The 20,957-nt window shown below is 39.7% G+C and carries 21 protein-coding genes; 14 read left to right on the plus strand and 7 right to left on the minus strand.

Going from position 1 to position 20,957, the window contains the following annotated elements; all coding sequences use genetic code 11:
• Positions 1 to 25: 25 nt before the first annotated feature.
• From rpsI to EHQ64_RS10435, 3 genes are all read right to left on the minus strand, one after another.
• Positions 26 to 424 carry a 30S ribosomal protein S9 gene (gene rpsI / locus EHQ64_RS10425; RefSeq protein WP_135649429.1) on the minus strand — a complete coding sequence of 133 codons (399 nt, stop codon included), beginning with the start codon at positions 422 to 424 and terminating at the stop codon, positions 26 to 28.
• A 13-nt stretch (positions 425 to 437) separates the two neighbouring features.
• Positions 438 to 887 carry a 50S ribosomal protein L13 gene (gene rplM / locus EHQ64_RS10430; protein ID WP_135649430.1) on the minus strand — a complete coding sequence of 150 codons (450 nt, stop codon included), beginning with the start codon at positions 885 to 887 and terminating at the stop codon, positions 438 to 440.
• Between the two features lie 119 nt (positions 888 to 1,006).
• Positions 1,007 to 1,819, minus strand: coding sequence for an LA_0442/LA_0875 N-terminal domain-containing protein (locus EHQ64_RS10435; RefSeq protein WP_135649431.1), 813 nt, complete (start codon positions 1,817 to 1,819; stop codon positions 1,007 to 1,009).
• Between the two features lie 326 nt (positions 1,820 to 2,145).
• Here EHQ64_RS10435 and EHQ64_RS10440 point away from each other — a divergent pair, with 326 nt between their 5' ends.
• The 11 genes from EHQ64_RS10440 (at position 2,146) to EHQ64_RS10490 (ending at position 10,346) form a co-directional block, all read left to right on the plus strand.
• Complete coding sequence (locus EHQ64_RS10440; protein WP_135649432.1) at positions 2,146 to 2,817, plus strand: hypothetical protein; 672 nt, start codon at positions 2,146 to 2,148, stop codon at positions 2,815 to 2,817.
• A gap of 59 nt (positions 2,818 to 2,876) precedes the next feature.
• Positions 2,877 to 3,554 carry a hypothetical protein gene (locus tag EHQ64_RS10445; protein WP_135649433.1) on the plus strand — a complete coding sequence of 226 codons (678 nt, stop codon included), beginning with the start codon at positions 2,877 to 2,879 and terminating at the stop codon, positions 3,552 to 3,554.
• A 42-nt stretch (positions 3,555 to 3,596) separates the two neighbouring features.
• Positions 3,597 to 4,259: a hypothetical protein gene (locus EHQ64_RS10450; protein ID WP_135649434.1), complete on the plus strand. Its 663-nt coding sequence runs from the start codon at positions 3,597 to 3,599 to the stop codon at positions 4,257 to 4,259.
• Between the two features lie 47 nt (positions 4,260 to 4,306).
• Positions 4,307 to 4,960, plus strand: a complete 654-nt coding sequence (locus EHQ64_RS10455) for a hypothetical protein (RefSeq protein WP_135649435.1) — start codon at positions 4,307 to 4,309, stop codon at positions 4,958 to 4,960.
• Positions 4,961 to 5,084: 124 nt separating this feature from the next.
• Entirely contained in the window at positions 5,085 to 5,657 is a 573-nt protein-coding gene (locus EHQ64_RS10460) for a hypothetical protein (RefSeq protein WP_135649436.1), read from the plus strand.
• Between the two features lie 105 nt (positions 5,658 to 5,762).
• The gene (locus tag EHQ64_RS10465) at positions 5,763 to 6,344 is read left to right on the plus strand and encodes a hypothetical protein (RefSeq protein ID WP_246048704.1); all 582 of its coding nucleotides are present in this window, start codon (positions 5,763 to 5,765) and stop codon (positions 6,342 to 6,344) included.
• A 100-nt stretch (positions 6,345 to 6,444) separates the two neighbouring features.
• Positions 6,445 to 7,128, plus strand: coding sequence for a hypothetical protein (locus tag EHQ64_RS10470; protein ID WP_135649438.1), 684 nt, complete (start codon positions 6,445 to 6,447; stop codon positions 7,126 to 7,128).
• Positions 7,129 to 7,284: 156 nt separating this feature from the next.
• On the plus strand, positions 7,285 to 7,899 hold the full coding sequence (locus EHQ64_RS10475; RefSeq protein WP_246048706.1) for a hypothetical protein: 615 nt from the start codon (positions 7,285 to 7,287) through the stop codon (positions 7,897 to 7,899).
• Positions 7,900 to 8,036: 137 nt separating this feature from the next.
• The gene (locus EHQ64_RS10480; RefSeq protein WP_135649440.1) at positions 8,037 to 8,702 is read left to right on the plus strand and encodes a hypothetical protein; all 666 of its coding nucleotides are present in this window, start codon (positions 8,037 to 8,039) and stop codon (positions 8,700 to 8,702) included.
• Between the two features lie 41 nt (positions 8,703 to 8,743).
• The gene (locus EHQ64_RS10485) at positions 8,744 to 9,415 is read left to right on the plus strand and encodes a hypothetical protein (RefSeq protein ID WP_135649441.1); all 672 of its coding nucleotides are present in this window, start codon (positions 8,744 to 8,746) and stop codon (positions 9,413 to 9,415) included.
• 268 nt (positions 9,416 to 9,683) lie between these two features.
• Complete coding sequence (locus tag EHQ64_RS10490; RefSeq protein WP_135649442.1) at positions 9,684 to 10,346, plus strand: hypothetical protein; 663 nt, start codon at positions 9,684 to 9,686, stop codon at positions 10,344 to 10,346.
• 805 nt (positions 10,347 to 11,151) lie between these two features.
• Here EHQ64_RS10490 and EHQ64_RS10495 read toward each other — a convergent pair.
• Complete coding sequence (locus EHQ64_RS10495) at positions 11,152 to 11,805, minus strand: YceI family protein (protein ID WP_135649443.1); 654 nt, start codon at positions 11,803 to 11,805, stop codon at positions 11,152 to 11,154.
• A gap of 177 nt (positions 11,806 to 11,982) precedes the next feature.
• Here EHQ64_RS10495 and thiL point away from each other — a divergent pair, with 177 nt between their 5' ends.
• Genes thiL through EHQ64_RS10510 form a run of 3 tightly spaced genes read left to right on the plus strand, consistent with a single transcriptional unit; the run spans position 11,983 to position 15,447 of the window.
• Positions 11,983 to 12,903 (plus strand): thiamine-phosphate kinase, encoded by a 921-nt coding sequence (thiL, locus tag EHQ64_RS10500; RefSeq protein WP_135649444.1) that lies wholly within the window; start codon positions 11,983 to 11,985, stop codon positions 12,901 to 12,903.
• Positions 12,904 to 12,953: 50 nt separating this feature from the next.
• Positions 12,954 to 14,282, plus strand: coding sequence for an MFS transporter (locus tag EHQ64_RS10505; protein ID WP_135649445.1), 1,329 nt, complete (start codon positions 12,954 to 12,956; stop codon positions 14,280 to 14,282).
• A gap of 4 nt (positions 14,283 to 14,286) precedes the next feature.
• Positions 14,287 to 15,447 carry a DUF418 domain-containing protein gene (locus EHQ64_RS10510; protein WP_135649446.1) on the plus strand — a complete coding sequence of 387 codons (1,161 nt, stop codon included), beginning with the start codon at positions 14,287 to 14,289 and terminating at the stop codon, positions 15,445 to 15,447.
• A 9-nt stretch (positions 15,448 to 15,456) separates the two neighbouring features.
• Here the strand turns inward: EHQ64_RS10510 and EHQ64_RS10515 are convergent, their stop codons facing one another.
• From EHQ64_RS10515 to EHQ64_RS10525, 3 genes are read right to left on the minus strand one after another with little or no spacing between them, the layout of a single operon-like run.
• The gene (locus EHQ64_RS10515) at positions 15,457 to 16,176 is read right to left on the minus strand and encodes a hypothetical protein (RefSeq protein ID WP_135649447.1); all 720 of its coding nucleotides are present in this window, start codon (positions 16,174 to 16,176) and stop codon (positions 15,457 to 15,459) included.
• A gap of 5 nt (positions 16,177 to 16,181) precedes the next feature.
• Positions 16,182 to 16,640 (minus strand): hypothetical protein, encoded by a 459-nt coding sequence (locus EHQ64_RS10520; RefSeq protein ID WP_167882384.1) that lies wholly within the window; start codon positions 16,638 to 16,640, stop codon positions 16,182 to 16,184.
• Between the two features lie 58 nt (positions 16,641 to 16,698).
• The gene (locus tag EHQ64_RS10525) at positions 16,699 to 20,904 is read right to left on the minus strand and encodes a PAS domain S-box protein (protein ID WP_167882385.1); all 4,206 of its coding nucleotides are present in this window, start codon (positions 20,902 to 20,904) and stop codon (positions 16,699 to 16,701) included.
• Between the last annotated feature and the right edge of the window lie 53 nt (positions 20,905 to 20,957).

Below are 20,957 nucleotides of genomic sequence, written 5' to 3' on the forward strand. Positions count from 1 at the left end.
ACAAAATAGATCTAAAAAGCGTAGATTAACGTTTAGAGAACTGAGTTCCTCTACGTGCTTTATGTAGACCGTATTTTTTACGTTCCACCATACGTGGGTCACGAGTCAGAAGGCCTTCTTTTTTAACAGTAGCTCTGAACTCAGGATTATAACGGCAGATCACTCTCGCAAGTGCGTGACGGATCGCTCCGACTTGTCCGATGATCCCTCCTCCGGAAACGTTTACCTTAAGATCAAACTTTTCGGAAACATTCATCAGAGTTAAAGCTGTTAAAGCTTCTTTAATATTAGAACGGCTGTTTTGAAGATAATCTTTGTAATCTCTATCGTTGATTACAATTTTACCGGAACCTTCTTTTAATTTTACGCGGGCGATTGCGTTCTTACGACGACCTACTGCCCAGATTTCCTTGGAGCTTGCCATATTCTAATATCTCCTATAGTTCCAGTTTTACCGGCTTTTGAGCGCCGAGGTTATGCTCACTTCCTGGGAAAATCCTGAAATGAGTCAGGATTTCCGCACCAAGTTTGCTTTTTGGAAGCATACCCTTAACTGCTTCGTATAGAATTTTTTCAGGATGTTTTACTCTCATGTTTTGGAGAGTAGTAGCGGTCATCCCGCCTGGGTAACGTGAGTGGTGGAAATATTCTTTTTGAGTTTCTTTATTTCCAGTCACAGCAACTTTCGCTGCATTAATAACGATGATATTATCTCCGCAATCAACGTTCGGAGTAAAAGTAGGTTTATGTTTACCGCGAAGTCTATGTGCGATTTCCGACGCAAGGCGACCTAAAGTTTTACCTTCAGCATCGACAACGTACCAAGCTTTGTTTGCTTGTTCCTTTTTTAAGGAAGGAGTTCTCTGCGGTTTAGATACGATTGGCATGGGTATGTCCTGTATTGGCCAATTTCGCGTACCGGCCTAAGGGGTCAAGGAAATTTGAGGTTTTAGGGCTTTAGGAGAAAAATCCTAGTCTCAAAAGCCCTTTTTTGTTAGGAAAATTCCTAAAATCCGAGGGTGACGCTTGCTTCTGCGCCCCAGCCCATTTTGCCTACCATCCAATCCGGTTTTGGAGTAACAGTCCAGGCAACAGGGTTGGAACCTGCTTCATTCTCCCAGGCTTTTCCTAAGAAATAGGAACGAACAAGCTGAGCTAAATATACGGTTCCAAGCACATAAACGGAAGTATTATAAGATTGAATGGCGCTTTCATAGTCTGCTCTTGCACCCGGAACAACGGTTAGAAGATAAAAGTTCGCAACTCCTCCCCCAAAAATCAGGGAACCTGTGGTGCTACTTTTAGAAACTGCATCATCGTATTTACTCTTTGCAGATTCCGCTTCGGATCTAGAAGAAGCAGAGTATGCAAGGGATCCGAGGAATGCTCCCCCAGTAATTCCACCTTCTAACTTATGGCCAGTATACCATTGCCCCCAGCCCGGTATCAAAGCGGAACGCCAAACTGCACTCCAACGACTACGCTTAGGTTCTGTAGAACTAGGTGGAAGGATCTGGATAGGCTCCTCTACTACCTGAGGATTTTCCTGGATCTTTTTTTCCTCTTCCTTACGGATCTTTTTCTCTTCTTCAGCAGTGATATCTTTATAAATAATTTTTAATATATCTCTTTTGTTTATGGTCTGCTTTCCGGAATCGGATTGGACTGTGATTGTTTTTTCGTTCTGGCCCACAACGTTACCGATGATCTTGCCTCCTTTACGAAGAAGGATGGTTTGGTCGGCAAATAGGCCGATTGGAAGGAGGATCGTTATAAGTAGTACTACTAGTTTGGAACAAGATCTAAGAATTGGGCGCATCTTGGCAGAAGAAAATACTTTTAGATAATTTAGTCAAGTGGAATGAGAAATTCGTTGAAGATTAGGCTTAGAAATCCGCAAATCCGTCCAATACAAACCCGGACTTCATTCGAAATAGATCGCTTTTATTACGATAAGATTATCGAGAAGAAGATCATTTTGCTAATTATATTAAATTAAGACAAGGGCCTTGACATACTTAGATTTCGCTTAATAACAAAATGCCAATATGTTTTGCAGGCTGTATCGCCTACATACGCACCCTCTGAAGAATAAGAACAGTAAATATCTTGCATTCTAAGGAGAGTCCGTAAGCGTTAGAAGGAATGCGCAATTTTATCGGGATCATTTTATTTAGTTTTTCGTTTTCTGGATGTTTTACGGACAAGACCTGTTCCGGGGATGACAAAAGTTGTAGTCCTGAGGCTATGATTTCTTCTTACCTTGCCTTTTCGCAAGATGCGATCTATATATATTCTACAAACCAAAAGTTCCAAGGGAATCTAGCCGCTTACGGAACAACTGAGGAAGAGAGTCTCCAAAACATCTGCAAAAACGAGAAGTTTTTCTCAGGACTGGCCAATCAATTCTGTCCGAATGTTCAGGCAATCGTATCTACTGCAAATGCGCCCTTATTTGATTATTCAAGCGAGTATGGTGTCCCCGGTAACGTTAATATTTTGGGCCCGACAGGGATTTTGATCGCTGATAACTGGAGTGCCTTTTTCGGAAGTTCAGCAATGCCTCTAAAAACCACACTCTCTGCCGCGGGACTAGGATCCGAACTATTTTGGACTTTTTCGGATTCGGCAGGAAACCAATCAAGTGATTGTTCCAGCGGGAATAGTAAAGATTTCGAAATAGTAGGAAGCATCGGCACTCCGAATAGCACTGCGGTCAACTGGCTTAACGGTGCGTCACCAAACACCTCTTATTGCGATAAATCTTTAAGAATATTATGCATCTGTTATATCGCAGGAGAAAGCGCCGCACTTTAAAGAGCACAAGAATTTTCTTGTAATTTTAAACCGGCCTATGAGCTTAAGGTCAGTTTGTTATGCGAATTTACATCTATATACTCCTTGTTAGCTTTTTATCATTCGGTTGTATCACAGATAAAACATGTTCTGATGAGGACAAGTCTTGTAATCCTCAAGCATTCCTAACTTCTTCCTTATTGATACCCCAGGGAATTTATGTTTATTCCACTGCCACAAAGTATGCAGGTAATCTTTCTGCTTATGGCTCTACTCCTGAGTTTAGCGGTCAAAACATATGCAGAGGGGAAAAATTATTTTCCTCTCTTGTGAATCAACTTTGTCCGGATGTATGGGCTCTTATCGCTAGCGAGTCTGTCCCTATAAATACTTTTTCCACTTCGTTTTCCGTCCCTACTTCTATTCCAGTTTTCGGTCCAACAGGGATCGAACTTGCATCTACTTGGGACAACTTCATACTCGGCGAATTGTTTTTAGAGCGTCCTTTATCGGATGCAAATTTAGGTACGGATGATTTTTGGACTTTCTCCGGTCAGGGAGGAGGTTATGCCGGAAGTAATTGTAGCGGTGGGACAGACAAAACTTCGGAAGGATCTGGAGCATTTGGCTCCGCTACTGTGAAAGACCCGGACTGGTTAAGGCCTGGTGGAGAGGCCATCGCAAGCTGCAATACGACTCATCGTGTACTCTGCATTTGTTTTACACCTGAAGTTTCTTCTGGAGAAGAACAACAATAAGCTTCTTGCAATTCCGTGCTATCTTAAAAGTTTAAGATCACGGTGCGAATTTCTATTTATATCCTTCTATTAAACTTTCTGTCTTTCGGATGTATTTCAGATAAAACTTGTTCGGATGAGGATAGAGCCTGCAATCCCCTATCTTATCTCGCTCTCTCTTCTTCTTTGCCAGACGGGATCTATATGTATTCCACTTATACCAAATATTATGGAGATTTGGCTTCTCACGGAACGAGTGTAAGAACCGGAGCGGATAATATTTGTAGAAATGAACGTCTATTTTCCAATCTACTCAATCTATTTTGTCCGGAAGTGTTAGCATTTGTCCCCACAACGGAAGGTAATCTTTACGATTTTCCTGCAAGTTACGGTGTGTCTAGTACCTTACCAATCTACGGTCCTTCTGGTCTTAAGATCGGTGATAATTTGCCAACCATTCTTGATGGTACATCTTCTTTGAATATGAGTTTGTATAGCGCTGGTTTAGGAGCAGATCCTTTCTGGGGCTTCTCTCTCGTTGGAGGAACCCTAGCTTTGGACTGTAATTCCGGTACACAAAAAGATGGCGAAACGGATGGATCGATAGGAAGCGCAACAATCACTACTTCTGATTGGCTGAATCCTCCGGCTAGCAACACTGCCACTTGTAATACGGCTCAACGCGTTCTTTGTATTTGTTTTACACCGGACACATCCGGTTTATAAAGCTTCTTGCATTTTTAAAAAGATATAATAACGTATGGACAGTCGTTATGCGAATTTATATCTTTATCCTTCTTTTTAGCCTTTTATCTTTTGGATGTATCTCGGACAAAACATGCTCTGATGAGGATAAGAGCTGCAATACTCAGGCATTATTTACCTCTTATTTTGGTATTCCAAGCGGAGTTTACATATACTCAACAAGCACAAAATACCAAGGAAATTTAGCCGCTTACGGTTCAACATTGGAGATTAGCGGACAAAACATATGCAGGGGAGAAAAATTATTTTCTTCTTTAGTGAATCAACTTTGCCCGGATGTATGGGCCTTGATTGCAAGTGATTCCGTTCCCCTATATGATTTTCCGACTTCATATTCTCTACCTACGAATATTCCTGTATTAGGTCCGACAGGAATTCAACTTGCGAACAATTGGGGCGAATTCATGAGCACTGAAACTCCCCTACCTTTAAACCGATCTCTTGCGGAGGCAGGTTTAGGAACCGAAGATTTTTGGTCTTTCTCTATTGAGAGCGGAGCACCCTCAAACAATTGTAATATAGGTACGGATAAAGGTTCCGAACTCAACGGATTAATCGGTTCAGCGAATACGAAAGATTCGGATTGGTTGAGCCCAGGAGGAGATTCCTCGGAGAATTGTGATACCTTTCATAGAGTTCTATGTACTTGTTTTACTCCCTAAATTCCTAACTTAGAAAGACGATAATAAATTATTTCTTGCCAAACGAGTGTGATCGGTTTTAAATCATGCGGTGAAATTTTTTGCTCCGTTATTTCTGCTTATTCTTCTTTCCTCTAATGCTTGTATGAACGGCAAAACTTGTTCCTCAGAGGATAAAAGCTGCAGTTTTAATGAAATTTTATATTCTTATATATCCGTTCCTCCTGGTATTTATATGTATTCCACTCAAGAATACTACCAAGGAAATTTGGCGGCATATGGCTCGAATCTTCAACTTAGCCTAATGAATATTTGCTCTGAAGCTAGATTCTTCGCCCAAACTATATCCTCTTGTGGAAACGTGCTCCCTTTTACTTCGACCGATTCCAGTTCAATGAACACATACGTGACCGATTTTTCCTTAGATGGAACTCTCCCCGTAAGAGGAGCAAGAGGCGAACTAATTTTTAATACTTGGAATTCTATCTTCGCTTCTATACCGAATTTATCCATGAACCAAGCAGGCGTTACCACGGAAGAATTTTGGACATTTAGTACGGGCGGAAGTTATAGTAGTTCGAATTGTACGAACGGAGTGAATTTCGACAATGGAGACACAGGAAATATCGGAGATCCGAATGATACAAACCTAAGTTGGTTCTCCTTTGGAAACAGAACTTGCGATCAATTTAAAAAAGTCCTTTGTATTTGTTATTGAAGAACTTTATCCAGTTATAAACTATAAAGATATAATTTAAGGAATTTTTGCATGTATAAGCCGTTCTACTTTTTTACAATTTTACTTTTTTTCTCCAATGCTTGTATGTCCTCAGATACCTGCTCAGATAAGGATAGAAGCTGCGGTGTTGAAGGACAGATACTTTCTATCTTCTCCGCACCACAGGGAATCTATTTATATTCCACTCAGACATCCTACCAAGGAGATCTAGCAAAATACGGATCTAGTTTTGAGGATAGTCTGCATAATATTTGCACGGGTAATCGACTATTCGCATCGATCATAAATTCCAGTTGTTCAAATGTGCTTCCATTAGTATCAACCTCAACTCATAACCTATCAAATTTTCCGACTGATTACGGTATGCCTGATACTTCTTCCTATCCAGTAAGAGGAGCTAAAGGGGATATCATCGCAAATTCTTGGAACCTATTCCTTGATGAAAATCCGTTAATAACATTGCAAGCAGCAGGTGTGGTATCCCAAAATTTTTGGACATTTTCCAGTCTTGGAGGTGTTTATAATTCTGCAGACAATTGTATCGCGGGAACAAGTAACAGTGCAGCGGGCGCCATTGGAACCCCCGATGAGCCCACGAATGGTTGGGTATCATCAGGAGCTCCTGGTTGTTCAGAATATCATCCGATTATTTGCGCTTGTTATTGAACCAAATTGAATCACTCAATTAAATAAAGCTCCAAGCCTTTATAGAATAAGATAAAAATAAATTCTTGCCGACTAATAAGGATTAGCAGAGCGTTGGGCAATGTTCTATCGTCTTTTTCTAATTTTGTTTTTCTCGTTTTCTTTAACTGAATGTATTACTGATAAAACATGTTCTGATGAGGATAGAAGCTGTAGCGTAGAAGCACTGATTTTATCCAAATTTTCTGCTCCATCCGGAATATACGTTTATTCAAGCTCAGCTACATATAAAGGAAATCTAGCGATCCTTGGTACCGGGACTTTAGATGCAAGTCTTCATTCTATTTGTCAAAATGACCGTTTACTTGCTCCGATTATAGATCAAAATTGCCAAAGCGTAGCTCCACTCGTATCTACCTCGGCTGTTCCGGCTAATGATTTAAATTTGTTATATGCTGATTTACCCTATAACGGTGTCGCAATTAGAGGACCCTTCGGAGCTCTAATTACTCAAGAAATGTCTACTTTATTTTCTAGTGGCGATTTGCAATTGAGTCTATCTGCTGCGGGTTTAGGAGATTCGCTATTCTGGAGTTTCGGTACAGGTAATGGTGGCTACGCTGCAGACGATTGCAATGGAGGCACAGATTCTACTTCAGGATCTCTCGGCCAATTAGGAAGTCCGAAGGTGGTTACACAGGGAAGCTGGTTTGCTACAGATATTCTTTCCTGCAGCCAATCCCATAGGATCCTTTGTATATGTTACGTTCCACCGGCTAGTGGAAGTGGAGCAACCGAAGGGTAATATTATTTAATACCCCATAAACGGAGAAACACTCTAGTTTATTCCATAAAATATAGAATTTAATCTCTTGCGGTTTAATGAAAATAGGTAGAGAATCAATCGATGATTCGCTCAATAATTTATGTACTTATTTTTGTTTTTTTTCTTAACAATTGTATGACCGCAAAAACTTGTTCTGACCAAGACAGGACCTGTAGTCCGACTGCAAATCTTCTCAGTATTCTTTTCTCTGGGCCTGAAGGGATCTACATTTATGCTACAAACGCAAGTTATCAGGGAAATTTATCCGTCTTGGGACCTTCGAATTTAGATTCTAGCTTAAACTTTCTTTGCGGCCAAGAACTTGCCTTCTCAAATATGATCAGTAATAGCTGTTCGAAAGTGGCACCCATGGTTTCTACATTGGCGGTTTCCGTAAATCAAACGGATCTACTCTATGCAGACTTTCCAATGACTGGAGTTCCAGTAAGAGGACCGAATGGAACAATGGTTGCCACCGATTATGGAAATCTTTTTACACTTGATCTGGAAGCAAGTTTAGAAGCAGCCGGGACCGGAAATATTTCCTTCTGGACCTTTAGCGATGTGGGAGGAAATTACTCAGCAGACAATTGTTCTGATGGAGAGGATAATACCAGCAGTATATTCGGAGAAACCGGAATCAGCAATACTACAATATCCGGAGGCTGGTTTGGTGGTAATGTTTTTGGCTGCAACCAAACTTATAAAATTCTTTGCATGTGTTACGTTCCGACTTCGGGTGGTGGTTAAAAACGGATACATTGAGAATCCAATCTAAATTGTACAATATTCTAATTTTACCTGAATAAAAAATATCGTACCAAGATTAATTGCGGACTTGTTAAATTTAATTTTACAAATCAAGCTATTTGTCAAAAGACTTAGTTATGATCAATCGCATTTTTCTGATCTTAATTCTCTCATTATTTGTTCAAACATGTATAACCGACAAAACGTGCTCGGATCAGGACAGAACATGCAATCCTCAGGCAAATCTTCTGAGCCTTCTTCTTTTAGGACCGGACGGAATTTATATATACGCTTCAAATGCAAGTTACCAGGGAAATCTATCTGTCCTTGGTACTGGAGCTTTGGATTCTAGTTTAAATTTTCTTTGCGGCCAAGAACTTGCCTTTTCAAACATGACAAGTAACCGGTGTTCTAAAGTAGCGCCTTTGGTTTCGACAACACTAGTTCCGGTAAATTCAATAGATATTTTTTATGCAGACTTTCCAACTACCGAATATCCGGTAAGAGGGCCAAACGGAACAATGGTCGCTTCCGATTACGCGAGCCTTTTTACTGTTGATCTGGAAGTGAGCTTAGAAAAAGCCGGAACAGGGAATATTTCCTTTTGGAGCTTTAGCGATGGAGCCGGAAACACTGCTACAGATAGTTGCTCAAATGGAGAAGATAATACGAGCTTATTAGGCGCAAGCGGAGTAAGTAATGTTACAACCTCTGGAAGTTGGTTAGGCACTAGCACTGTTACTTGTAGTCAAACTCATAAAGTTCTTTGTATGTGCTATATACCTGTATCAGGCGGAGGTTAATTTAATAAATTTATAATATTTAATACTGCGGGAAGAACCGAGTGACCAGACAAACAGCATATCGTTTTTTAATCATTCTAGGATTGGCTGCTTTAATTCAAACTTGTAATACCAATGAACACTGTAGCGCTGTGGATTGCCCTACCTATTTCGGAAGAATTTTACCGGTCGGAGAAGGAATTTTTTTGTTTGCGACAAGCCGTAGTTATAATGGGAATTTATCCGTTCTTGGCCCTGAGCGTCTCGATGACAGTTTAAATTATTTATGTAAACAAGAAGGATCTCTCATTACTACGACAAACAATCTTTGCTATAAATATGCCCCGCTAATTTCTACATTTTCTACTCCCGCCAATTCTTTAGGTACAAATTATGAAGATATGCCGCTCATAGACGTCCCAATTCGAAGTCTTTTTGGAACATTTATAGCTCGAGATTTTGTGAATTTATTCTCATCAGATCTGGAAATTAGTTTAGAAAGAGCTGGTTTAGGAAGACAAACATTTTGGAGTTTCGGAGATAGAACAGGCCTCCAGGCATCCAATAATTGTTTGAATGGAAACGATGATGGAACTTTATTTCTTCGAGGAACGGTAGGAAATACATTAAACAAAGCTAGAGAAAGTTGGTTTGAGACCGATATTCGCTCTTGCGCGGAGTTTCATAAAATTCTTTGTTTATGTTATAACCCTGGATCAAATGATGAAAATTGATCCCCAAAAAGTATTCTTCAGTGTAAGATAAGACGAGGCATCCGTTCCAAGTCATTTTCATCTCTATTTACGGTTTTTCTTTAAAGTAGACTTAATCGTAATATTTACATTCTGCCAAAGAACAGATTTACTACCCTCTTCTAACTTTGCTAAAAAAGGTGAACGACTAACCTTTCCATTTGCGTTTAGACTTCCAAAGAACGTTCCTTTAATTTTCGGATATATGAATTTAATTTGCAATTCGGATAGCTTAATTCGATAATAAGCTATGTTCCAACGTGTTCTTCTGATACTACCTTTCTTGCTTTTCACTCAAGCATGCATGTCGGAAAAAACATGCTCCGATCAGGACCGGACTTGTAGTGTACAAGCAAACATATTGAGTTTTTTCACTGCTCCGGAAGGAGTTTATGTATATTCGAGCTCTGCAAGAACAGGAAATCTAGCAGTCCTAGGCTCGGGCACTCTGGATCCAAGCCTTCATACAATTTGTAGCCAAGATAGACCGTTTGCACCAATCATAGATATAGGTTGTTCAAGTGTAGCTCCCTTGGTATCGTCAGCAACAGTATCTGCAAATAGTTTAACTTCTCTTTACGCAGATATTCCTACGACCATTCCGGTAAGAGGACCTTCGGGAACGATCATTTCAGACGGTCTAACTTCTCTCTTCGGTGTAGACTTAAAAACCACTTTAGCTAATGCAGGAATTAGCAATGGAAGTTTCTGGTCCTTCTCAGATGGAGAAGGATCTTCTGCCCCATCTGTTAGCTGTAATAGCGGAGACGATTATACGGACGCATATACAGGAGCAATCGGAAATTCGATTCTTACTACAGCATTATCTTGGTTTGCGAGCACATCCGACTATTGCAATAGCCTTCATCCCATTTTATGTATCTGCTATAGGCCAGTGGCAACCGGAGGATAAAAGAATATCTTAAATTTATAATAGAAAGCGGGGAATTTAATTTTACAAAACGAGCTAGTTGTAAAAAAACTCAGCTATGACCTATCGCATTTTTCCGATTTTACTGTTCTCACTATTTACTCAGACATGTATGTCGGAAAAAACATGCTCTAATCAAGATAGAACATGTAGTCCTATAGCAAACCTTCTTAGTTTCGTTTCTGCCCCGGAAGGTTTGTATCTCTACTCGACTTCCGCTCGAAATGGAAATTTAGCGATCCTAGGTGCGGGGACTCTTGACAGTAGCCTACATACAATTTGTAGTCAAGAAAGACCGTTTGTACCAATTATAGATTTCGGTTGCCAAAATGTTGCCCCCTTCATAGCAACTTCTGTCGTAGGCGCAAACAATTTAACTTCGCTTTATGCAGATATTCCTACGAATATTCCGGTAAGAGGGCCTTCAGGTACGATTGTCTCAGATGACCTACCATCTGTATTCTCTTTAGACCTAAAAACTAGTTTCTCTAATGCAGGAATAAGCAATTCTAGTTTTTGGGCATTCGCAGACGCAGCTGGAAATTTTTATGCAGCTAATAGCTGCAATAATGGGGAAGATAATACGGGTAGTTATGCCGGATATGTTGGAAGTCCTACTATTGTAGCCTTTGAGTCATGGTACGGTGGCGGTGTTGGCGTACCATGCAGTGAATCGCATCCTATCATCTGCATTTGTTACAGACCTGTAGCAAGCGGAGGATAAAAAATAATAAGAGTATTTTAAATTTTTAATAGAGCGGGATAAAACATCCCGCCCTCATTACTTCTATTTACAATCTTTCTTTAAAGTGGACTTGATTACGATGTCCACATTCGGCCAAAGAACCGATTTGCCGTCTTTACTTTTGTGAAGTTCACTACATGCCGCGTTTAATGCTGCTAAAGCTTTTCCACCCTTCCAATCATTTACATCTAATGAACCTTTTGCTTCGATCACTCCGTTTTCAAAAGTAAATTGTAATGGAAGATCTTTAGTAACTCCGTTCCAAGTAAGTTTCACGATCCCGGATCCGGATTTTCCATCCGCTTCTAGTTTTGCAGAAGAAACCGAACCGCTAATCTTTCCGTTTGCTTTTAGATTTCCGAAGAACGTACCTTTTATTTTTGGATCTCTTTCCGGGTTAGCACTATCTAGATCCAAAGAATCAATAGAGAATTTTAAACCTTTGAGAGCATCTGGAATATTTGCAGAGGATTTCGCTCCCGAAATACTTACCTTTGTAAATTTACCACCTACTCCGGTTTTTTCAGTAAATTTGAATGCTTTCCAATCTAAGCTGGTCGCGTCTTGGCTAACTGAATATGTACAAGAACCTTGAGCCGATAATGAGTTAAATCGTAAACTTCCACTTAAAGCAAATACAGTTAGTGTTAGAGTCGCGAAAGATTTGGAATAAAAAGAATTTATACGTAATTTCATGACCTTATACTAGGGTTGAAAGAAAACAAAGTCAAGATTTTTAGAATTGGATCCGTTTTCTGATCAATAAACGATACGAAATATCCCTCAGTAGGAATTCCTACAAAGGCAAATCTGTACGGAAAAATTTCGTTACTTTTAAAGCACTCTACCAGACTCTAATCTATTGGGGAACTCGTGAACGAAGAAGAACTTATCTCCTCTCTTTATCCACCCGGCCGGGAACAGGAAAACGATTGTTATTCGGATTCTGACGGTAATCTGATCACTACCGATACGATCGTAGAAGGGACTCATTTCAGATTGGATTGGAGCCTCCCCCAGGATTTGGCGAATAAATTAGTAGAAGTTAACGTATCGGATATCGCCGCAGCCAACGGTATCCCTGGAAAAGCATTTTTCAATTTCGGTCTTTCTCCTTCTTGCAATCGAAAGGAATTTTTAGAACCGTTTATCGACTCTTTTAAAAAATCCTTGGAAGTTTATCAAATAGAACTTTGTGGAGGAGATACATATAGAAGCCAAGAGTTAAACCTTACTTTAACTCTTTTAGGAAAATCGGGAGCTCCGATCGATAGAAAAGGAGGTAAGCCGGGTGATAAGGTCTATTTAAGCGGACATATAGGCTCTTCTCTTTTAGGTTACAAAATTTTAGAAGGAGCACATATTTCCCTTTCTCCGGAAATTAAAAAGATAGCGTTAGATAGGCATCTACGCCCAAAATCCAGGCTGAATTTAAGCCGTTCCCTATATTCAAAAAACAGAATACATGCAGGTATGGATCTCACCGATGGGCTCAAACAGGACGTGTTTAAACTTGCAAAATCTTCCGGAGTACTTATCGAATTGGATCTAGATAAACTTCCTTACGAGAACGGGATAAAAGAATCTATAGGAATAGAAGGTATATTAACTTCGGGAGAGGAATTGGAACTTTTATTTTTATCTCCGGAAGAACTTCCTACAAGCTGGGATGGGATCTCAATTCGACAGATAGGTACTGTAAGTCGTTTAGAAAATGGAGAAACTCCACATGTCCGGTACTCATATGAAGGAAAACCCTATCTTCCAAAAGAATCAGGATTTAGGCATTTTTAAACAAATTCTTCTTGTGCTTATGCAAAGGCAGATCATTCTTCCCGATCGAAATGAGAACTCGCCTTCTTTCCTGGATTTTACCTAGTCCAGCAAAACCTTTACGTTCCGAATCTGAGATCGCCGTCTTATACCCTAAGTATAGATTGAGAATTTTAGAAGCTACCTTTCTAGGATATTCCGTTTTTTATACTGTAAGGAACAATTTCCCTGTCGTTTCCAAAGAAATAGGACAAGCCTTATCTTATTCTCAAGAACAGATCGGAAATATTCTGGCGATCACAGCGATCTCATATGGGATCGGAAAATTCCTGATGGGGGCCCTTTCCGATAAAAGTAATCCGAAAACCTTTATGCCATTAGGTCTAGTTCTAACAGGAATTTTTAATATACTTTTCGGAGCCAGTTCGGATTACGAAACCCATTTGCTTTTATGGGGACTCAATGGATTAGTCCAGGGAATGGGATGGCCTCCTTGCGGTAGATCCTTAGGTCATTGGTTTTCCGTTAAAGAAAGAGGAGAAAAATTCGCAGTTTGGAATATCGCTCATAATGTTGGTGGCGGTCTTGTAGGTGTGATCGCCGCTTATAGCGCGTCTTGGTTCGGTTGGAGAAATGCTTTTTACATTCCGGCGGCACTTTCATTTATAACCGCGATCTATTTGTATTTTAGATTATTGGATACTCCTCAATCTGTAGGACTTCCTTCGATTGAAGAATATACAGACACTGTAGCAGAAACTAAAGATACAACCGATCCGGAAAGAGAACTTAGTTTTAAGGAAATTTTCGTAGATTCCGTACTTTTAAATAAATATATCTGGGTCTTTGCTTTAGCCAACTTCTTCGTATATATTGTTCGTTATAGCCTGACGGATTGGGGCCCTTCTTACTTAAAATTCGCGAAAGGTGCGAGTTTAGAAAAAGGCGGGATCAGCACTCTGATCTATGAATTCGCAGGAATAGGTTCCACTTTACTTGTAGGTTGGTATTCCGACAAAGTAGGAGGAAAAAGAGGTTTAGTAAGCCTTGTCTGTATAGTCCCCATCTTATTTGCATTATTCGGAATACTCATGCTTCCATCAGGATACTTATGGGCCGACCTGACACTTTTTGGTATCGTAGGATTTTTTATATATCCGCCGGTCATGTTACTCGGAGTGGCAGGATTGGATTTCACTTCTAAAAAAGCGGTTGGGACCGCAGCAGGTTTTATCGGTCTTTTCGGTTACTTGGGAAGGACTGCGCTTTCCAAAGGATTAGGTTGGATGAGTTCCTATCCTTGGTTTAAATGGGAATATTCAATTTTCTTGATATTTATTTCCGCGATCTTAGCAATCGTGTTCCTGGCATTTACTTGGAACTGGAAGCCTAAACATTAATTTTATGAATTCGAATAGAATAGGATTTATCGATTTTCTAAGAGGATTTGCATTATTCGGGATTTTGGCAGTCAATCTCCCTTTTTTTTCAAAACCGATGTATTTGATAGCTTCTTTGGGAGAAAATAAGACCCTATTTGACTGTATCGGTAGTTGGATCGTCGCATTCTTTTTCGAGTCAAAATTCTATGTCTTATTCTCCTTTCTCTTTGGCTACGGATTTTATATTCAGCTAACAAATGGCCCCAAAAACTCTACAAAAGCAAGATATTTTAGACGGATCTTAGGACTAGGTATATTAGGTATTTTGCATGGAATATTCCTGTTTATAGGAGATATTCTTTTATCTTACGCGATCTTAGGAGTCCTTCTTTGGTTCTTACGAAATCGATCCATTCCCCAACTTTTAAGATTATCCCTTTATTTTCTGGTTCTTGCTATAATTTGCAGGATCGGAATGAGCCTCGCCGAAGGGTATTTTAAATCCGAATTAGAATCCAGACTTCCGCAACTATTGGAAGAGAGTAGAAAGGCATATTTAGGCGGCTTTTGGGAAAACACAAAACAAAGGACTATAGACACGATCCTCTCTATTCCATTCTTGGTTTTTTATCAATGGCCGAATGTTCTTTCTATGTTTTGCTTCGGATTTGCAGCCGCAAAAGGTTCTATTTTTTCGGACTGGGAAAAAACAAGGTCTGGACTTCGGAAATTTTTTCCATGGATGCTGATAATCGGCATCTTAGGAAATGGTCTGTACACATTACATTCCCGTCATATTCTTCCTGAAAACATACAGATCATTTGGAAGTTTGTATTTGCGATTACAGACACCGCAAGTGCTCCCGCTCTCACATTTTGTTATGTTTATCTATTAGGAAATTATTTCTTTTCGGAAAGAAGTTTTGGGGATAAACCATGGTTCGAGTCTATGGGGAAATTATCCTTAAGCATCTATATAGGGGAATCATTCGTTTGCACTTGGATTTTTTGCGGATGGGGATTAGGATATTTTGACCAACTTGGAAGTTATCTAGTTTTACTTTTGACTCCTTTTATTTGGATCTTCTTTAGTATTGTAGCCTTGATTTGGAAGAGGTTTTTTACCTTAGGTCCGATGGAATGGGCGCTAAGATCCTGGACCTATTGGAAAATGATCCGTTAATCCGAACTTTTAAAAGATGAAGAACTTTCTTTTAATATGGATCGAATCAAAAAACTGTCGTGATATTTTTCCCTCCAGCTCGGAAAGAGGAGCATAAACGGATACCTGATATATTTTTTCCGACTGAATATAATATCTAGATTTAACATAACGATCCGGCTCTAATTTTAACACCAGCTCTATCGATTCGGGCCCGAATATATCGTTCTTTTCAATTTGAGATACCAATTCGGTCCCAGGATCGGATAACGTTTTACGTTTTTCCATCTCCACCAAATCTTCCAAATAGATCTTTGTATGTTTTTTAAAGAATGTTATCTCATGTAAGACTAGACTGATATCATTCACTTCAAGAACCTTGGAAAATATATCGAATTCTCCAAGTTCAGAATTCCTGTTTTCCTCTAACTCTACATAAATTCCCGGAAAGGAAACGTCTATCTTTCCCCAATACGTATAAGACCGAACAAACAGATTTCCTATTATACTGGCAGTCGCAAATCCTAAGGAAATATAAAGGAAGATCCTGAATTTTCTTAGATCACGGATCAAAAGAAAAAGAGAAGAAAGTAAAGCAGCAGAAAATAGCCTTCCGAATATCCTACCAGTTCGAAAATCCCAATCCTTCTTATGAGAACTAGGAATTAGAAATTCGGAAAAAATACAAACGGCTAAGAATAAAAGAACTAAGCCGAGATTGATTAGTATGTCTTTCTTCTTTTTATCCATCTTTTTTATTTAGCCGATTTTGCAGACCGCTCCTCACAATCTGCTTGGACCGCCTCTATTATATTATTACAAATCTGTAAATGATCAGGAGCCAATTCTGAACAACGTTTTGATCTCCAAGTAGTAGTTTCCCAAATCTCCGTTATTTTCGGGACCCCATCGCAGAATTTCGGGCTAGGTTTAGAATATTCTAAACTTACTTTTAAAAATATCTTCTGCTCTACCAAACATAGGATATCCAACTCCGAACTACATGTATTAGCTCTGCGTATACCTTCAATAAGAGACTGTTGCTGAGTATGTGCCTTACCCCAAATTTCGCCCTCTTCTTTAGCTTTCTTACCTTTTTGGGCTAAATCCGGTCCGATCTCGTCAACAAAACGACTTACAGCGTAAAAACATCCTCCTCCAAGCAATGCAAGGGACACAAAAACAATCAGGAAAATTTTTAAAGCTTTAGGCATAACATGGCAATCAATGACTATATGAAAAAAATTGCAAGTATAAGTCTTGGCAAAAAAACTAACTCATCCAACGAAAAATAATTTTCGCGAAGTCTGCTTTCACTGCCGGTTTACTAATATAATCGTCCATACCTGCCTCGATACATCTTTCTCTTTCTCCGGATACAATCCCTGCCGTCACAGCAATAATCGGAACTCTCTGGCCATTTTTCTCCATACTTCGGATCATTCTAGTGGCTTCATAACCGTTCATTTCAGGCATTTGAATATCCATAAAGATCAGATCGGGAGAAGTTTCTTTAAATTTTTCTACTGCTTCCTTTCCATTTTGAGCCTCTATACATTTTGCGGCGGGTAGTATACGTTTTACAATACTCGTTGCAAGCATCATATTCACAGAATTATCTTCCGCGATTAATATGGTCGCTGTTTTCTGGATTGTAGGAGCTCCTTCTTGAGTTCTTGAATTCAAAGGGAACACAAAGGGTTCTCTAAAAATCTGATTTTTTGCCAATATATCGAATAACCTTTGCACATGGATCGGCTTTGGGATCACCTCCTGGATTCCCAATCTCCTGGTCTTTTCGGTAAAATCCGGATTCCTTACTTCCGGTTTAGCGAATATGATAATCGGCTGGTCTTCGCTTCTGATCTTTAAGTCCTCACGTACTTTACGAACTAACTCTAAACCGTCGCCTTCCGGCATATCGGAGTCCATTAAGATCACATCATATCTTTTTCCTTCTGACAAGGAACGAAGCATATCCTCCTCATTTGCGGAAAAATCCGCTGGAATATTTTGTAAGGACAACATATCGCCGATCAACTTAATGTTTTCTTGATTCTTATCCGCTACGAGTATCTTTTTAATAGAACGAAGACGTATCCAATCTTCTCCCACAGTTTCTAATATGTTCAATTTAAGATCGAAATAGAATTTACTTCCTTTTCCAAAATCACTTTCCAGCTGAAGTTTACTACCCATCATAGAAAGAAGTTTATTTGAGATCGCAAGTCCAAGCCCGGTTCCTCCGAACTTGCGCGTAGTGGACACGTCGCCCTGTGTAAACGCGTCGAAAATTTTCTCCCTGTCTTCGGGACGGATCCCGATCCCCGTATCCCTTACCGAGAACCTAAACTCAGCTTCATTCTCTGAAATTTTCCGTAAAATTTCTATCTTAAGTTCTATTTCACCCGCTTCTGTAAACTTAACTGAATTACTGAAAAGATTTACGATGACCTGTCTTAGTCTTACTATGTCCGACTTAACGAATCTAGGAACATCCCAGGCCATATTCACTAAAACTTCTAAACCTTTTTTCCGCGCCTGGAATTTTATTGTACTTATGATCTGGCCGCAGAGTTCCAGAAGGTTCGTTCTTTCATAGGAAAGCTCCAGCTTTCCCGCTTCTATCTTAGAAAAATCTAATATATCATTTATAATATCCAACAATGACTCAGCCGATTGGAAAATCGTCATCATATATTGGTGTTGCGTCGAATCCATCGACGTTCTAAGTAATAGATCCGAGAATCCTATGATCCCATTCAAAGGAGTCCTGATCTCATGGCTCATATTTGCAAGAAAATCCGACTTCGCCCTATTCGCTTGCTCGGCAACCGATATCGCATTTCGCAATTCCTCTCGTTGGAGGCAACTTTCGGTTATATCCTGAGTGAACATCATGATCCCGCCGATAGAACCGTCCAATTGATACCAAGGACGTACTTCCCAACGAAGATATTGATCATGATCCCAACCTTCCGGTCTCCAAACATCTTCGTCGTTCTTTAAGACTTCGCCGGAGAGGCATTTCTGATGGATCGCCTTCCATTCGTCGGAAACATTCGGAAAAACTTCATAATGAGATAGGCCAATGATATTTTTTCCAATCAGATGATATTCATTCATCCATCTTTCACTGACCGCAACATAACATATATTCGTATCAAACATCGCCACCGCTGCAGGTGCATGTTCTACGAAAGCCGAAAGTCTGGACTTCTCCTTAAATAATTCCAGCTCAGCCCTTTTATTTTTATCAATATCGAACAAGGCTCCGAAGATCCTGATACATTCCCCATTCTCAAATTCAGCGCTTCCTACAGTCCTTACCCAAAGCTCGTTCCCTTTTGCGGTTACCAATTGCATTTCTAGATCATAAGGAACTCCTTCCTTAATCAATCTATCTACTGCGGCTGCAACTTTCTCTCTGCTCTCTCCTTCTTTTATGAACTTGAGTCCTTCGGGGATATTCGGTTCAAAATCGGCCGGGACCTCATGCATTTCCTTAGTTACGGAAGACCAAGTTCCTATATTCCTTTTAAGATCCAGATCCCAAGCCCCAATCCTTACCAATTTACTAGTTTGCTCTAATAATTCCTTAGCGTGTGTTAATTCTTCTTCGGTCCTTTTGATCTCGTCGATATCCATTATCTGAGCAATAAAATGATCCGGCTTTCCATCCGCATCTCGAACCAGGGCCACGGACAATAAGATCCAAACGATCTCTCCGTTTTTCTTAATATAACGTTTCTCCAAATGATACCCGGATCTTTTTCCTTCTAATGTTTCGGAAAGAAGGCGTAAATCTTTGTCCAAATCGTCCGGATGAGTAATATCACGAAAAGTTAATTTAGATAATTCTCTCCACTCATACCCCAACAACTTAATGAGATTTTCGTTAACTTGTATCCATTTACCTTCCGGATCCAAAATGGACATCCCGATCGCAGAATATTCGAAAGCGCTCTGAAAAGAACTTTGCATCCTTTTTCTTTCGCCGATATCTCTTGCAATTTCGGATGAACCGTTTATCTTTCCTCTGGAATCGTACATCGGGGAAAGTGTAATAGACATTTCGATAGAGTGACCGTCTTTTGCCTTACGAACCGACTCGAAACGTACGGTCTCTTTTTCCGATCTCATCCTAAGATCCACTTGTTCTTCTGAAGTTTTTGATTCTTCAGGGAACAGAACATTTATTTTAGAGCCTAATATTTCTCCTGCGTTATAGCCGAAAATTTTCTCGGCTCCCTGATTCCAGGAAATGATCCTTCCTTGCAGATCTTTTCCGATGATCGCGTCGTCTGAGGATTCTACGATCCGAGCCAAACGTACATTAGACATTTCTACTATTTTTCGTTCGTTGATATCTTGGATGATCCCGAAAAGTCTTTTAGATCTTTTTTCGGTAAATTCGGAATGACCAATGATACGTACCCATTTTAGGCCATGACCTTCCGTCTTGATCTGTAATTCCAGATCCCAAGAAGCCCCGTCCTCTGTACCTTTCTTCGCGGCCTCTGTAATTTTTGTCCTACAATCCCCTTCCGAAAATAAGACTAGCATAGACGCTAGATCCGGAACATTTTCGGAATTGGTCTCGAAAATTTCTTTGGCAATATCGGAGAGATACATCTGCCCCGTTTCCAAATTAAAATCCCAGCCGCCGACTTTTGCGACTTTATTCGTTTGCTCTAAAAATTCTTTGGTACGAACTAATTCTTTTTCAGCACTTCGTATTTCAGAGATATCATTTACAGTTACGGAAAATCCGACTACTTTCCCGTCTTTTATATCAGGTATATAAATTGCTAAAGAATGTCTGAAAAATCTTCCATCTGGAGAAGGGACTTTTCTTTCGAATGACTGAGGCTCTCCTCTTAAAACTCCTTCGATACAAGGAAGATTTAAATTAAAAAGTTCTTCTCCTAAAATTGTGCGCATATGTTGGCCCACTACTTTTTCAGGTTCTATCCCGAACCACTTTAAGTAAGCCTTATTCGCCAAACGATTGATCAGATTAGAATCCCAATATCCGATCAGATAAGGCAATGTATCGATCAAAAATAGAAAATCGAGATCTTTATGTTTTAAACGGATCTCGGACTCGTTTAAGATTCGAACCCCTCCGATACAAATTTGTTTGCCTTGAAAATTTTGGAGGAAATGAAGTTTAGTATCCGAAAAGATCTGGCTTCCTTGGGAAGTTTTATATCGAACAGATAAGATCTCAGATCCGGTCTTATTCGAGATGAAATTTTCTAATAATAGGTAGTCTTCGTCTAAGATGATATTTCGAGGTTGAATTTCTTTACACTCGAATTCCGAAATTCCGAGAACGGATCTAAGTTTAGGATTTATCCAGAATCGTTTCGGGTCTTCTATATCCAAGGCCCAAAGACCATCTAAACCAGAATTTTGAATGAATTGAAAGCCTTCCCAGTCGGCTTGAATCCATTCATAGATTAACTTTTCCAAAGTTTCGGACATTTTGAAGTATAAGACGAGATAAAGGGCCTACAGCTTAGTCA

It is taken from the genome of Leptospira sarikeiensis (assembly GCF_004769615.1).
Classification (GTDB): Bacteria; Spirochaetota; Leptospiria; order Leptospirales; family Leptospiraceae; genus Leptospira_B; species Leptospira_B sarikeiensis.

Bases quoted from the DNA above. Each gene is read 5' to 3' on its own strand.
- EHQ64_RS10490 (WP_135649442.1), top strand. From the start codon at position 9,684: ATGTTCCAACGTGTTCTTCTGATACTACCTTTCTTGCTTTTCACTCAA.
- rpsI (WP_135649429.1), bottom strand. From the start codon at position 424: ATGGCAAGCTCCAAGGAAATCTGGGCAGTAGGTCGTCGTAAGAACGCA.
- rplM (WP_135649430.1), bottom strand. From the start codon at position 887: ATGCCAATCGTATCTAAACCGCAGAGAACTCCTTCCTTAAAAAAGGAA.
- EHQ64_RS10445 (WP_135649433.1), top strand. From the start codon at position 2,877: ATGCGAATTTACATCTATATACTCCTTGTTAGCTTTTTATCATTCGGT.
- EHQ64_RS10465 (WP_246048704.1), top strand. From the start codon at position 5,763: ATGTCCTCAGATACCTGCTCAGATAAGGATAGAAGCTGCGGTGTTGAA.
- EHQ64_RS10515 (WP_135649447.1), bottom strand. From the start codon at position 16,176: ATGGATAAAAAGAAGAAAGACATACTAATCAATCTCGGCTTAGTTCTT.
- EHQ64_RS10495 (WP_135649443.1), bottom strand. From the start codon at position 11,805: ATGAAATTACGTATAAATTCTTTTTATTCCAAATCTTTCGCGACTCTA.
- EHQ64_RS10480 (WP_135649440.1), top strand. From the start codon at position 8,037: ATGATCAATCGCATTTTTCTGATCTTAATTCTCTCATTATTTGTTCAA.
- EHQ64_RS10510 (WP_135649446.1), top strand. From the start codon at position 14,287: ATGAATTCGAATAGAATAGGATTTATCGATTTTCTAAGAGGATTTGCA.
- EHQ64_RS10440 (WP_135649432.1), top strand. From the start codon at position 2,146: ATGCGCAATTTTATCGGGATCATTTTATTTAGTTTTTCGTTTTCTGGA.
- EHQ64_RS10505 (WP_135649445.1), top strand. From the start codon at position 12,954: ATGAGAACTCGCCTTCTTTCCTGGATTTTACCTAGTCCAGCAAAACCT.
- EHQ64_RS10520 (WP_167882384.1), bottom strand. From the start codon at position 16,640: ATGCCTAAAGCTTTAAAAATTTTCCTGATTGTTTTTGTGTCCCTTGCA.
- EHQ64_RS10435 (WP_135649431.1), bottom strand. From the start codon at position 1,819: ATGCGCCCAATTCTTAGATCTTGTTCCAAACTAGTAGTACTACTTATA.
- EHQ64_RS10460 (WP_135649436.1), top strand. From the start codon at position 5,085: ATGAACGGCAAAACTTGTTCCTCAGAGGATAAAAGCTGCAGTTTTAAT.
- EHQ64_RS10455 (WP_135649435.1), top strand. From the start codon at position 4,307: ATGCGAATTTATATCTTTATCCTTCTTTTTAGCCTTTTATCTTTTGGA.
- EHQ64_RS10475 (WP_246048706.1), top strand. From the start codon at position 7,285: ATGACCGCAAAAACTTGTTCTGACCAAGACAGGACCTGTAGTCCGACT.
- EHQ64_RS10470 (WP_135649438.1), top strand. From the start codon at position 6,445: ATGTTCTATCGTCTTTTTCTAATTTTGTTTTTCTCGTTTTCTTTAACT.